Annotated in this window: 8 protein-coding genes; 4 read left to right on the forward strand and 4 right to left on the reverse strand. The window is 59.1% G+C overall.

All coding sequences use genetic code 11. The features are described from left to right. Positions 1-66 precede the first annotated feature (66 nt). The 4 genes from queC (at position 67) to GGD50_RS22440 (ending at position 3,063) form a co-directional block, all read left to right on the forward strand. Positions 67-777 (forward strand): 7-cyano-7-deazaguanine synthase QueC, encoded by a 711-nt coding sequence (queC, locus tag GGD50_RS22425; protein ID WP_183939479.1) that lies wholly within the window; start codon positions 67-69, stop codon positions 775-777. Beyond that, positions 777-1,133 carry a 6-carboxytetrahydropterin synthase QueD gene (gene queD, locus GGD50_RS22430; protein WP_183939481.1) on the forward strand — a complete coding sequence of 119 codons (357 nt, stop codon included), beginning with the start codon at positions 777-779 and terminating at the stop codon, positions 1,131-1,133. The genes queC and queD overlap by 1 nt, the downstream gene beginning before the upstream one ends. Next, positions 1,130-1,867, forward strand: coding sequence for a 7-carboxy-7-deazaguanine synthase QueE (queE, locus tag GGD50_RS22435; protein WP_183939483.1), 738 nt, complete (start codon positions 1,130-1,132; stop codon positions 1,865-1,867). The genes queD and queE overlap by 4 nt, the downstream gene beginning before the upstream one ends. Positions 1,868-2,055: 188 nt before the next feature. Continuing rightward, on the forward strand, positions 2,056-3,063 hold the full coding sequence (locus GGD50_RS22440) for a FecR family protein (RefSeq protein ID WP_183939485.1): 1,008 nt from the start codon (positions 2,056-2,058) through the stop codon (positions 3,061-3,063). Positions 3,064-3,141: 78 nt separating this feature from the next. Here GGD50_RS22440 and GGD50_RS22445 read toward each other — a convergent pair whose 3' ends face one another. From GGD50_RS22445 to GGD50_RS22460, 4 genes are all read right to left on the reverse strand, one after another. Then, positions 3,142-5,313, reverse strand: a complete 2,172-nt coding sequence (locus GGD50_RS22445; RefSeq protein ID WP_246451436.1) for a CHASE2 domain-containing protein — start codon at positions 5,311-5,313, stop codon at positions 3,142-3,144. A 170-nt stretch (positions 5,314-5,483) separates the two neighbouring features. Continuing rightward, a complete protein-coding gene (glgB, locus tag GGD50_RS22450) occupies positions 5,484-7,691 on the reverse strand; it encodes a 1,4-alpha-glucan branching protein GlgB (RefSeq protein ID WP_183939487.1) in 2,208 nt (735 codons plus the stop codon). Continuing rightward, positions 7,691-10,969, reverse strand: a complete 3,279-nt coding sequence (gene treS / locus GGD50_RS22455) for a maltose alpha-D-glucosyltransferase (RefSeq protein WP_183939489.1) — start codon at positions 10,967-10,969, stop codon at positions 7,691-7,693. Before treS ends, glgB begins: the two co-directional genes overlap by 1 nt. Continuing rightward, positions 10,970-14,203 (reverse strand): alpha-1,4-glucan--maltose-1-phosphate maltosyltransferase, encoded by a 3,234-nt coding sequence (locus GGD50_RS22460; protein ID WP_183939491.1) that lies wholly within the window; start codon positions 14,201-14,203, stop codon positions 10,970-10,972. Between the last annotated feature and the right edge of the window lie 18 nt (positions 14,204-14,221).

The following is a 14,221-nucleotide window of genomic DNA, read 5'->3' on the forward strand; positions in this document are numbered from 1 at the left end:
GCTGCTAGTCACCCCTCCATAGTTTCCGGTCGCAGCCCACCCGGTCAAAACAAGGGATCACGCATTATGAAGACTATCGTCATCTGCTCCGGCGGATTGGACTCCGTTTCGCTCGCCCATAAGGTCGCAGCGGAACATCAACTTGTCGGGCTCGTTTCGTTCGACTACGGCCAACGGCATCGCAAGGAGCTGGATTTCGCAGCCGCCTGCGCCACACGCCTTGGCGTGCCGCATCATATCATCGATATCACCACAATCGGCAGACACCTGACTGGATCGGCCTTGACCGACGATGTCGAAGTGCCGGACGGACACTATGCCGAGGAAACGATGAAGGCGACTGTCGTTCCGAACCGCAACGCCATCATGCTCGCAATCGCCTTCGGCCTTGCCGCCGCGCAAAAGGCAGATGCTGTCGCGGTTGCCGTTCACGGCGGCGATCATTTTATCTATCCGGATTGCCGGCCAGGCTTCATCGATGCCTTTCAGCATATGCAGAATCACGCCCTGGATGGCTATGCCAGCGTTTCGCTCTATGCACCCTATGTGAACATCTCCAAGGCCGACATCGTGACCGACGGCGCGAAGAACGGCACGCCGTTTGCCGAGACCTGGTCTTGCTACAAAGGCGGCATGCGCCATTGCGGCCGCTGCGGCACCTGCGTCGAGCGGCGCGAAGCCTTCCATCTCGCCGGTGTCGAAGATCCGACGGAATATGACGATCCGGATTTCTGGGTGGCGGCGACGGCCGGATATTCGGCCGAGGAGGTGAAATAATGTTCCGCATCACCAAGCAATTTCACTTCTCCGCCTCGCATCAGCTCACCCATCTTCCGGCCGATCATCAATGCGCTCGGCTGCATGGGCACAACTATATCGTCGAGGTGGAGCTTTCGGCTGCCGAACTCAATGCCGACGGTTTCGTCCGCGACTATCATGAGCTTGCGCCGCTGAAGCGCTATATTGACGAGCAATTCGACCACCGCCATCTGAATGAAGTTCTCGGTCATGATCGTGTGACATCGGAATATCTCGCCAAGCATCTCTACGACTGGTGCAAGCAACGCCTGCCCGAGACGTCGGCAGTGCGCATCAGCGAGACGCCGAAAACCTGGGCGGAATATCGGCCATGAGCGAGGCGCGCGAAACCACGATCCGCGTCAGCGAGATATTCGGGCCGACAATCCAGGGCGAGGGGGTATTGATCGGACTTCCGACCGTGTTCGTCCGAACCGGGGGCTGCGATTATCGTTGTTCCTGGTGCGATACGCTGCATGCGGCCGACAGCGAATATCGCGATCAATGGCAGCCAATGTCGGTCGACGAGATCTGGCAGGAGGTGACCCGGCTTTCCCGCGGTAAGCCGCTGATGGTTTCGCTTTCCGGCGGCAATCCGGCCATCCAGCCGCTCGGGCCGCTGATCGCCCACGGCCATGATCAAGGCTACAGGTTTGCGCTGGAGACGCAGGCGAGCATTGCGAAGGCGTGGTTTGCCGATCTCGATGCGCTGGTGCTGAGCCCGAAGCCGCCTTCGAGCGGCATGGAGACGGATTGGGATGCGCTGGACGACTGTCTCCGCATGGCGGCAGACGGACCACAGATCGCGCTGAAAATCGTCGTTTTCGATGATCGCGATTATGCCTATGCACGCGATGTCGCTGCCCGTTTCCCACATCTGCCGGTCTATCTGCAGCCCGGCAACCATACGCCCCCGCCGCCCGAAGCTGATGATGCAACAATCGATATCGAGGGCATCATGGATCGCATGCGCTGGTTGGTGGACAAAGTGACGTCAGACGGATGGTTCGAGGCGAGGGTTCTGCCGCAGTTGCATGTGCTGCTTTGGGGGAACAAACGCGGCGTTTAGTGCCGGCGTTGTTGGGCAATTCGCCGTCGTTCCGTATGAACCTGGCCGACCGTGACTATGCCAGATGGGCCTGATTTTAGCCCAAACCTAACCCGACATAATTCAAGCTATATCGAATATACTCAGAAAGGGTGAAGCGACGTTCGAGACTATCCTATGGTAAAACATAGATAATCTTGGAGGGTAGGATGTTGTGTCCGCGTGACGCCGCGATTGCTGTGCTGGGCGTCATGCTGCTCGCCCCGTCGCCCTCGAGCGCGGCCGAGAAGGTCGGCGAGGCGGTTCTCATTAAAACCGAAGTTTCGGGCGCCAGTGGTCCGCTGGCGGTCGATGATCCCGTACATCGGGACGAGCAAATTCGCACCTCTATTTCGGGCCTTGGACAGTTCACATTTCGAGATGGCACGAAGTTAGCTGTCGGAGCCGGCTCGTCTGTTGTCATCGACAAATTCGTTTTCGATGACTCTGGTGCGGTCAAGAAGCTTACCATAAATGCGGCAAAGGGCACTTTCCGTTGGATGAGCGGTAATTCAAACCACTCCGCCTATCAAATCGTGACGCCAGCCGGAACGATCGGTGTGCGCGGAACTGCATTCGACTTTTATGTCGGCTCCAATGGCACGACGGCGGTCGTTCTGTTGAACGGCGCCGCGCAGTTCTGCGGCGCGGGTGGCTGCAGGCAATTGAAGGCGCAATGCGACTGCGTGGTCGCTAAACGCAATGGCGAGATCAGTGATCCGCGCCGGGTCAATCGCGATATTCTCAAGACGCTCGGAAACCAGAAAGCCCTACCGTTCCTGTCCGGCGATCAAAGTCTTTCGGGAAGAATGGCTTTTGCTGGCGGCGGCGATTGTGGCCTATCGACCGCGATGAGAGACAGGCCCAACGGCATATCTCCGCGCAGCGCTCCGGCAAATAATCCTTCTCCATCAACGCCCGATACGCCGGCATCGCCACGCGCCGAGGCCCCCGCTGCACCGAGTGCGCCCGCAACGCCCAGCGCGCCCAATGTCTCCAATCCACCAAGCGCGCCTGATCCCGGCAAACCGCACGAGCACGACGACGGCAAGCATCATGGTCATCACGACCATCATGGCGATCATGATGACAACGACGACCATGACGACGGTGATCAAAATAGCGATCATGACGGCAATCAGGGCAATCATGATGGCGGCGGGCATCACCATCGGTAGCACATAAAACTCTTTGAGGCCGTACGGGCTGCCTGCTTTCGATGATGCGATTTGAAAGCGGGATGGCTGCAAATTTAGCTAGATGTCAGCCGCCTTGTCTTCTGGTTCGTCGACGAAGTGTCCGGCTCGGCGCGAAATCTGGCTGTAAAAACCTTGCAACAATCCCGTCGCCGCGACTTGCGCCTTGAGTTTCGCGGCGCTGACGAGTTTGCGGTTGTTCGTCGATCGTGCTCGCAGGGCAGAGATTAGCCGTCTGTGCATGGCGTAAAGTTCAACAAATTCGGCAGATCTTGCCAGGCTCGCATCGCCCACCACCGCAAAGAGTTGGGTTCGTATACTCTTCCCCTTCAGCGTCAGCGCTCCGGCTTCGAGCAGGGCGCAATCAGGCAGCAAGCTTGCTGTCGGTTCGGATACCAGAATGTCGAAATTGACGTCCTTACAGGCGGATTCGATGCGCGCGGCAATGTTTACGGCATCGCCGACCGCGGAGTAATTGAAACGTGTCTCGGCACCCATATTGCCGACGCAGGCAAGCCCGGTATGGATGCCGATCCCGATACCGACCTTCCGCTCGTCTCCGAAACCGAATGCATCGGTGCTGTTGAGGCGGGCGAGCGTTTCTCGCATGCCGAGAGCTGCGCGCACAGCCTTGCCGGCATGATCGGAGACATCCACGGGAGCGTTCCAGAAGGCCATGATCGAGTCACCGATGAACTTGTCGAGCGTGCCGTCGTTTGCGATGACATGGTGGCTAAGGGCATCGAGCAGCGTGTTCAGAAATGCGACGACGGCGCTCGGCGTCATCTCCTCGCTGATCTGGGTGAAGTTTCGCACATCGACGAACATGACGGTCAGCTCGCGCTCATCTCCACCAAGGCGCAGGGCATTGCGCGTATGCTCGATGCGATAGAGCAGCGATGGTGAGAGATAGTGGCCGAATGCCCGCCGCACGTCACGCCGTTCCCGGTCGGTCACGAGAAAGCGGAACGCCGTCGCAGCGAAATGCGTGATCGATCCGGCGACGATCGGCGCCAGCGGGTCGAAGAGGAGCCCTCCATAGAGGAAGGCAATCCACGAGGCGACGAGGGCAAAAAAGGTAATCAGCAAGCCGCAGGCCAGCGCGACTGCCGGATTGACGAAAGTGGTGAGGATCACCAGAAGGCTACCCAAGACGGCGATGGACAGGATTTCCAGCCCGTCCGCCCAGTCCGGCCGGGAGAGGAAACGGCCGGAAAGGATCTGTTCGACGATCTGCGCATGGATGGAGACACCCGGCACGTTTTCGCCAAGGGGCGTCGTGCGGACATCCTGCAGACCGGAAGCGGAGGTTCCGACGAAAACGATACTGCCTTCGATGGCCGATTTGATCTCGGCCGAGGCGTCTCCGGCGCCGAGCACCTTGCTTGCCGAAATATACCGTTCCGCGGTGTCGGGACTGACATAGAGCCAGAGCTCCCCCGCGGCCGTCACCGGCACCACGAAATCCCCGATCTTGACCCGGGTTAGCGTGTTCGGCTTGTCCGCAGCCGCGTCGAGTATGTAGGTGGAGGCTCCCTGTGCGACCCGCAGCGCTTCGAGCGCAAGATTGGGGTAAAGCTGCTTGCCGTCACTGAGGAAAAGCGGAACTGCGCGCACCACCGCCGATGATGCGCCCGGATTGAGGCTGATATGGCCGAGACCGGCGGCATTGGCTTCGAATCGCGGCTGCAGCGGCGTTGCGGCCTTGAGCGCGGGCGGCGCACCGAATGGAGTTTCGCCGGTGTAGGCAAATCCTGCCTTGACCGGCGGCAGATAGTTGCCTTCGTTGGAAAGACCGAAGCCCAGCACCACCGGCCTTCCGGATAGCGATTGGGAAAAAATCTCATCATTGTCCGGCAGTTTGCCAAGCAGTGAGGGATCGATGCCAGTGACATCACGAACGACATTGCGGGGCGACAGGCGGTCGGGCTCGGCGAAAAGGACATCGAAGGCGATCGCGGATGCGCCCATATCGGAAAGCTTGTCGACAAGGGCGGCAATCCGGTTTCTCGGCCAAGGCCATTGACCGAACTCGCGCAGCGACGCTTCGTCTATGTCGATGACCCTGACAGGCTGGTTCTCGAAGGTCCGGGGCACCAGGCGCTGATACTGATCGAACGTCAAATCGCGGGCGAGCCTTAGCAATTGAGGATCGCTTGCCCGCAGGATTGTCAGCGCTGTGACAATCGCCAGGCCGATAACGACGCCAATTTGCTGCGCGCGCGTCACCATTACGGTGTCAGTCCCCTTGCCCCGCATCCCCGGCAATAAGTAGCTTTCGGAGAAATACTATTGATCTGTTGCTGCGCCAAGGAATAGCATGCTGCCTTGTTCACGTGAACGATGCAATGAGCAAAGTATCGAAGAGATACGGAACAGGATCTTCTTGGCTGCCGTCACTCTCATCGAGGGCTTTTGATGAAGATGGTGGAGAGCGGCGGCAGCCGAAGGGATAGCGAGGCTGGGCGCCCGTTCAGCGAAGACAAAGCCGCTGGGATTGCCCCGTTCACCAGGCCGGACCCACCATATTCATGGGCATCGCTATTGAATTCCTCGATCCATATCCCTTCCGTCGGAACGCCGATGCGGTAGTCGTAACGCGGAACGGGCGTAAAATTCGACACGACAAGAACTGAATAGGAGCGGTCCTGCGGAAACCGCAGCATCGCGAAAACGGAATTGGCCGCGTCATCGACCACGGCCCATTCGAAGCCCTGCGAATGAAGATCGCCGAATTGCAGGGCTTCCTCCCTGCCATAAATGCCGTTCAGATCTCTTACCAGCCGCTGCATGCGCGCATGTCGCGGCTGGTCGAGGACATCCCAGGTTACGGATTGATCGTGCTGCCATTCGCCGGGCTGTGCGATTTCTCCACCCATGAAAAGTAGCTTCTTGCCCGGATAGCCCCACATGAAAGCGAGATATGCCCGCAGATTGGCGAATTTCTGCCAGTTGTCGCCCGGCATTTTCGTCAGAAGGGAGCCCTTTCCATGGACGACTTCGTCATGGGAGAGCGGCAGCATGAAGCGTTCGGAATAGGCATAAATCATGCCGAAGGTCATCATGTCATGATGATGGCGGCGGTAGAGCGGGTCCTTCGACATGTAGGTGAGACTGTCATGCATCCAGCCCATGTTCCATTTGATGTCGAAGCCCAGGCCGCCTTGCTCCGCTGGTTTCGTCACCCCAGGCCATGCCGTGGATTCCTCGGCGATCATGAGGGCGTGGGGGCATCGTTGATGGATGATGCTGTTCAGGTGCTTGAGGAATTCGACCGCTTCCAGATTCTCCCGTCCGCCGTATTGATTGGGAACCCATTCGCCTTCGTTACGGCTGTAGTCGCGGTAGAGCATCGAAGCCACCGCATCTACTCTCAGGCCATCGACGTGGTAGCGCTCCAGCCACTCCAAGGCACTGGCGATCAGGAAGCCTTTCACCTCGTTGCGGCCGAGATTGTAGATCAGCGTATTCCAATCGCCGTGGAAACCTTCCTTGGGGTCCTCATGTTCGTATAGGGCGCTGCCGTCAAAGCGGGCCAATCCCCAGACATCGGTCGGAAAATGTGCGGGCACCCAGTCCAGGATCACACCCAGACCTGCTTCGTGGCATCGATCGACGAAATAGGCGAAATCTTCCGGCGTACCATAGCGTCCAGTGGGGGCGAAAAGACCGAGAGGCTGGTAGCCCCAGGAGCCGCCGAACGGGTATTCCATGATGGGAAGCAGCTCTATGTGGGTGAATCCCATATCACGCGCATAGGGTACGAGCCGCTGGCTGAGTTCAATCCAGTCGAAAGACCGGTTGCCGTCCTGAAGATTTCGAAGCCAGGAACCCACATGGACTTCGTAGACCGAGATCGCCCCTTCCAGGCCCTTTCGCGATCGCCGGGAGTGGAGCCACGCGTCATCACTCCAGCGGAACGGCGTTGAGGACGCGACGATGGAGGCCGTGGAAGGGGCGGCTTCGCTCGCCCGCGCCACCGGATCGGCTTTTTGTGGAAGGCAGTTGCCGTTTGCATCGATAATCTCGAACTTATAGCGCTCGCCGGGCGTCAGCCGTGGAATGAAGATTTCCCAAACGCCCGCGGGTGCGCGCAGGCGCATCGGGTTGCGCCGGCCGTCCCAGGAATTGAAATCTCCAACCACCGAGACCCGTTGCGCGTTCGGTGCCCACACCGCAAAGCGAACGCCGGCGATTCCGTCGATCTCCATGGCGATGGCGCCGAGAGCCCGGCTCAGATTGTAGTGGGTTCCCTCCGAAATCAGATGGAGATCGAGTTCGCCGAGCAGAGGCCCGAAGCTGTAGGGATCCTCGGTCAGTTGAACCGCATCCGGCCATCTGATCTGAAGGCAATAGTCCAATTTTGAAGCGACAGCGGCCGCAAACAATCCGGCCGGGTTAACAAGCTGGCAGGTCGTCAGGATATTGCCGCTCGCGGTGTCGATAATATCCACCGCATCGGCGCCGGGCATGAGGACCCGCACGATCGTGAACATACCGTGCCTATGCATTCCAAGGATTGCAAACGGATCGCCATGGCGTCCTTGCGTCAGCGCCGCAATCGCATCCTGTCCGATGCCGGCGAGAAGGTCGGAGCGTTCGATATCCACTAGCGGGCCTCCAGAAGATTGGACAGGATGCCCGAAAGCCCTGCCAATGGAATGGGCAGCCATTTCGGCCGGTTGCGCGCCTCGTAGGCGATTTCATAAGCAGCCTTCTCGAGAAGAAAGGCATCGAGAATCCTGTGTCGCTGCTGGGACGGCATGGACAATGCCGCCGACGTCGAAATGGCTTCAAAATAGGCGTTCAGAAAAGCCCGTTCCGCATTCGCGGCGAAGCGGGCGATAGCCTTCCGTCGACGCTCGTTTTCGTGCTCGATAACCGCATCATTGTCGAGGTCGGCAGTCGCGGCGAGATAACTCAGCGACCGCAATAGTCCTGCCACATCCCTGAGCGGGCTGGTTTTGGCGCGGCGCTCGGCAAGATTTCTCGCAGGCTCGCCTTCGAAATCGATGATCACCGCATCGCCTTCGCTGACGAGGATCTGGCCGAGATGGAAGTCGCCATGCACGCGTGTCATGAGTGTGCCGCGCACACTTTCCGCCAGCCTATCGGCCAGATCGACAATCGCTGCCTGGCGCTTCAGAAGCGGCTTGGCCAGAGCATCGACATCCGGATCGGCGGTCTCGTCCAGTTCCGCGAGCTTCGAGAATGCATACGAAACTTCGCCAGTGACCGTTTTCTTCAGCGCTACGATCTCGGCATCATCAGCAATGATCGGTTTGAAAGCCTCCTCATCGGTGCTTTTGGCAAGAACCACATGCAGTTCGCCGAGACGCTGACCGATCATGCCGACGAAGTTCGTCAGCGACTGGAAGAAATCGTCGCGCGGTTGGGCGTCCGGATCACTCAAGGCGAACTCGTCGGCGGCGCGGCGCAGATTGCTCAGCATCCAGTTCCAGGCGTCACCCTGGTTTCGGATCGCGCCCTGGACGATGATGAGCGTGGATCGGCGTCCACTGGGATCGGTATGCGCAACCTCGCCCAGGAACGGAGCGGTGTGATCATAGCCGGCCCGGGTCAGAAAGCGTGTCATCTCGACCTCGGGATGCATGCCGGGAAAGATATGTCTGATCAATTTGATGATGACCAAGTCGCCGATGATCAGCGAGCTATTCGACTGCTCCGCCGAGAGCCAGTGAATCGGCATGTCGGCGACCATATCGAGATGATCGAGCTGATCGGTGCCGACAAACTCGATGGTTCCCGTGCGGCCGGTGGTGTGGGATCGTTCGCAAAGGCCGCGCACGATCCCGCGCGCCATCGCATCCACGGCAAATCCGTCCGTCAGGAAGCCGACACGCCGGCCCTGGCGGAGCCTGCCCAAGGCAAGTTGCTGGGCGAGCACCGGAGGCTGGCTGTCATCCCACGCCACGGCAAGCGGGAGCTGGTAGGATTCCGTATGGTTTGGAAGCACCGCCTCCAATTCACCGAGCACGACACCTTCGGCAAACGGGATCGGCGTTGCAGAAATCAGCCGGGCCGCCTCTAGCGTCTGGTCTTTCGCCCCAAACCAGCGGCGTTTGGAAAGATATGCCGGTAGGATCTCGGAATTCAGGATCTTCGAATGTCTCGGCTCATCCACCAATTCCAGCAGGTTTCGGCGGATGACCATCGTCAGCAGATCGGGAAGCTGCTCGGGCGGCGCCGTCCGCCAGGCAGGCCCATCGGCGTCGGCAACCAATTGGAACCAGAAGAAGCCGTAAGGCGGTAGCGTCAGCAGGTAGGTCAATTGGCCGATGGGTGGAAATGGTGACATGCCCGTCAGTTCTATCGGCACGCGCGCCTCGAACTGCGACAGGTCCAGTTCCACGGCCTGCGGCAGGCGGGAGAGATTGGCAACGCAGAGAACGGTTTCGTCTTCGTGTTCACGAAGATAGGCAAGGATCTTGCGATTGTCCGGCGAGAGGAAACGCAGCGAGCCGCGGCCGAATGCCGGATGTTTGCCGCGTAGCGCCAGCATCCGGCGCATCCAGTTCAGGAGCGAATGTGCGTCCGTGCTTTGCGCCTCGACATTGACGGATTCAAATCCATAGAGCGGATCGGCAACCGGAGGCAAAACGAGGCGCGCGGGGTCCGCGCGTGAAAAGCCGCCATTGCGGTCGGGAGACCACTGCATCGGCGTCCTGACGCCATCCCTGTCGCCCAAATAGATGTTGTCGCCCATGCCGATTTCGTCGCCGTAGTAGATCACCGGCGTTCCCGGCATGGAAAGAAGGAGCGCGTTCATGAGCTCGATCCGGCGGCGGTCGCGCTCCATCAGCGGCGCAAGCCGCCGGCGGATACCGAGATTGATCCGCGCGCGCTTATCGGAGGCATAGGTTTCCCATAGATAATCGCGCTCGGCGTCGGTCACCATTTCGAGCGTGAGCTCATCATGATTGCGCAGGAATATCGCCCATTGGCAGATGTCCGGAATTTCCGGCGTCTGGCGCAGGATGTCGGTGATCGGAAAACGGTCTTCCTTGGCGATCGCCATGTACATGCGCGGCATCAGCGGGAAGTGAAATGCCATGTGGCATTCGTCGCCGTCGCCGAAATATTCGCGCGTGTCTTCCGGCCACTGGTTCGCCTCCGCCAGTAGCATCACGCCGGGATGGGTCGAATCCAGCGCCGCGCGTATCCGTTTCAGGATTGCATGGGTTTCGGGTAGGTTCTCGTTGATCGTGCCCTCCCGCTCGACGAGATAGGGAATGGCATCCAGGCGAAAACCGTCGATACCCGTTTCCAGCCAAAAGCGCATCACTTTCAGCAATTCTTCCATCACCAGCGGATTGTCGAAGTTCAGATCCGGCTGGTGCGAGTAGAACCGATGCCAATAATAGGCGCCCGCGACCGGATCCCATGTCCAGTTGGATTTTTCGGTATCGACGAAAATGATGCGGGTTTCCGAAAACCTCTGATCGGTATCCGACCAAAGATAAAAATCCCGTTCAGGCGATCCCGCCGGCGCTTGGCGGGCGCGTTGGAACCACGGGTGTTGATCCGAGGTGTGATTGATCACGAGTTCGATGATGACGTGGATATTGCGCTGGTGGGCGGCGTCCACGAAGGCTCGAAAATCCTCCATCGTTCCGTAATCCGGACTGACATTGCCATAGTCGGCAATGTCATACCCGTCGTCGCGGCGCGGTGAGGGGAAGAAGGGCAGCAGCCAGATGGCGTTGATACCCAGGGCCGCGATATGATCGAGTTTTTGATGCAGCCCCGCAAAATCGCCGACGCCGTCATTATTGGCATCGTAGAACGATTTGATATGGAGCTGATAGATCATCGCATCCTTGTACCAGAGCGGGTCGAGTTCTCTGTCGCGGTGCATCGTGTCCATTCATGCCTCCCTTGACCGAACGCGCCAGATCGCGAAGGGCAGGCTATGCGGATCAAGCCTGACCCTCTGCTGTTTGCCGGTCCAACTGAAGCGGCCTCCGCCGATGAGATCTTCGGCATCCAACGTGCCGCCGTCGCCGAGTGACCAGAGCCAGAGCGGTATTTCGACCTCGCTCTCCTGCGGGTGGTCGGGATCGAGGGTAATGGCGACGAGCAGGACATTGTCGCGGGCAGGGCTCGCTTTTTCGAAAAAGAGAAGATTGTCGTTGGCTGCGCTAAGAAGCGTCAGCCCCAGATGCGAATGTAGCGCGCTGTTTTCGTTCCTGATCCCGTTGAGCATCCGGATCTCGGCGATTATGTTGCCGGGGCGCTCATAATCCCAGGCGCGGATCTCGTATTTCTCGCTGTCGGCATATTCCTTGCGCTTGGCATCCGGGCGTCCCTCGCAAAGCTCGAAGCCGTTATAGACACCCCAAAGACCCGAAAGGGTTGCCGCGAGCGCTGCGCGGATCAGGAAGGCCGGGCGAGGGGCATCCTGCAGGAAATCCGGATTGATATCATGCGTGTTGACGAAGAAATGCGGGCGGAAGAAATCCTTCGCGGCCGTCTGAGTGAGCTCTCGCATATATTCTTCGAGCTCCCATTTGGAATTGCGCCAGGTGAAGTAGGTGTAGGATTGGGAGAAGCCCAGCTTTGCCAACCGATACATGACTTTCGGCTTGGTGAAGGCTTCCGACAGGAAAACCACATCCGGGTGACGCGCCCTGATATCGTCGATCAGCCATTCCCAGAAAGGAAAGGGTTTGGTGTGGGGATTATCGACGCGAAAGAGCTTTACACCCTGATCCACCCATAATTGGACGACGCGCCGCAGTTCGAGCCATAGTCCTGGCACCGACTCCTTCGTGTAGAAATCGACGTTGACGATGTCCTCATATTTTTTCGGCGGGTTCTCGGCGTAACGGATCGTTCCATCCGGCCGCCAGTCAAACCAACCCGGATGCTGTTTCAGCCAAGGGTGATCGGGCGATGTCTGGATGGCGAAATCGAGGGCGATCTCAAGGCCATGCTCTTCAGCGGCTTTGATCAAGCGACGAAAGTCTTCGAAAGAACCGAGTTCCGGATGGATGGCGTCGTGCCCGCCGGCGGGAGAGCCGATAGCATAGGGACTGCCCGGGTCGTCGGGGGTCGCTTGCAGGCTGTTGTTGCGGCCCTTCCGGTTGGTCGAACCGATCGGATGGATCGGTGGAAAATAGAGCACATCGAAACCCATGTCGCGAATGGCGGGCAGTCTTTCGATAACGTCGTCGAAGGTGCCGTGTCTGTCGGGATCGCCGCTCTGCGACCGTGGGAAGATCTGGTACCAGCTTGCGAACGCCGCTGCCTTCCGTTCCGCGTCGACTGCGCTTGCTTCCGAGCGAACCCGAAAGGGTCGCTTATCGGCTCGTGCCATCAGTTCTAACGTATGCGCATTGAGCAGGATTGCCGTCCGCTCTGCTTGGGAAGAGAATTCAAGCCTCTCAAATAATGCCTGCAGCTCGGCTCGAACCGCGGTTTCCCGCGTCTCGGCAAGTGCGGCGCGAACGAGGTTCATTCCTTCCTCTATTTCCAGCTTGAGATCGAGCCTCGCCTCGTTTTTCTTCGACAGCTCATAGCGAAAGACCGCAAACAGGCTTTTCCATGCCTCGACTGCGAATTCATACCGGCCGACGCGCTCCAGCGGGAATTCTGCGTGCCAGCGATCGTTTTCGACCAGCCGCATCTCTGCTTCGTTCCATGCGGTCGCATCCGTGGAGCGCCACATCAGGGCCGCCGCGATCGGATCATGTCCCTCAGCAAAGATATCCGCCTCGACGGAGACGATGTTGCCGACGACGCGCTTGACCGGAAAACGTCCGTCATCGACCCGCGGCATGATGTTTTCGATCGCCAGGCGGGGCGAAGCGGTTGCCTGTGCAATGTCAAGGTTAGGCGCGACCGTGATCGGCGTCGAGGCCGTCGCCTCGAACGCGATGACTTCTCCCGCCCGCAGGCGCAGGTCTTCATCAACCCCATTCGAGAAGGGGAGAAAGCCCGACGCGGCTTCGCGCAGCGCCGTCAAAGGGGCAGGAGCGCTTCGCCGAAGGTCCCTGTTGAGGAGGATGATCTCTACGCGGTCCGCATTCCGAAGGTCTTCTTCATCCGAATGAAGAAGAGCGGATACGGGGGTGTTTGCGCTGCGGATGAGTGAAAGCGACGAATGAAAACTCGCGCCGTTCGCTTCGATTTGCCTATTGGCAGCGCGAATCTCGGACGAGATATCGAAGGCCAGGTCATATCGAAGACCCCGCAATCCCGATCCGTCTCCGTGGGTCGGATCGAGCGGCAGCGCTGCGCCATATTCAAAACCCATGGGGATCATGAGCCCGCCGCCAAGGGATGTGGCAAGGCGCAATGCCCTTATCGACCGTCGTTCGCGTATTTCCCGGCTTTCCGTGCCGTGGGCCACCCGCTTGGCAAAGGGCGGTTCCGGAAAGGCGATCTGCCAGCCAAATGGCTGCTGGACACGGAATTCCTCGATGAACCAGCTTTCGTCGAAGTCCCACCAGGCCATCGATGAAAAGCAGCCATCAAATCCGACTTCGCCCAACGCCGTTCTCGCCGCGAAGGTGGTGCCGGGCGTCCAGGCCAGGAATTGCACGTTCGGCGCCTCTTTGTGCACCGTTGAGATCAATGATCGCCATAGTTCTGGTGGCACGCGATCGGTGCCCAGGCAGCGATAGCCTGATATTCCAAGCCGGCTAAGCATCTGCACCCGTTTTGTCCACTGTGCCAATAGCTGCGATTGTTGATCTTCCGCGGCGAGGGTGATGATCGAGCTGCATGCGTCCAATGGCGATAGCCTCGGGTCGATCGGACGCAAATCGCGGGATCGGTCGCGCGCCTTTCTATCGAGCACGAGATCCATCATGAGCGCCACGCCGCGCTTCCCGGCCTCCATCGCCAAAGTCCCTAAGCCATCGACGAGAGAGCTACCGAGCGAGAGTTCAGGGTCAAGATTTTCGAAATTCCGGGGCGCGAACACGCTGTTGCCGCCCCGATCGAAAAGAGGCGCCGTCAGAACAGTATCGAAACCAGTGCCCTTTGCGTGATCGAAGACCTCGCGCCACGCATCGATGCCTCTCAGAAGCAAGGGATTGACGTAGTAGATTTGGGGCGGAGCGCTCTGCAACCCCTCGTTCGCAGTTGATGTCATCGCCGCTGCTCACGTTGG

This window comes from Martinezella paranaensis (assembly GCF_014200235.1).
GTDB lineage: Bacteria > Pseudomonadota > Alphaproteobacteria > Rhizobiales > Rhizobiaceae > Rhizobium > Rhizobium paranaense.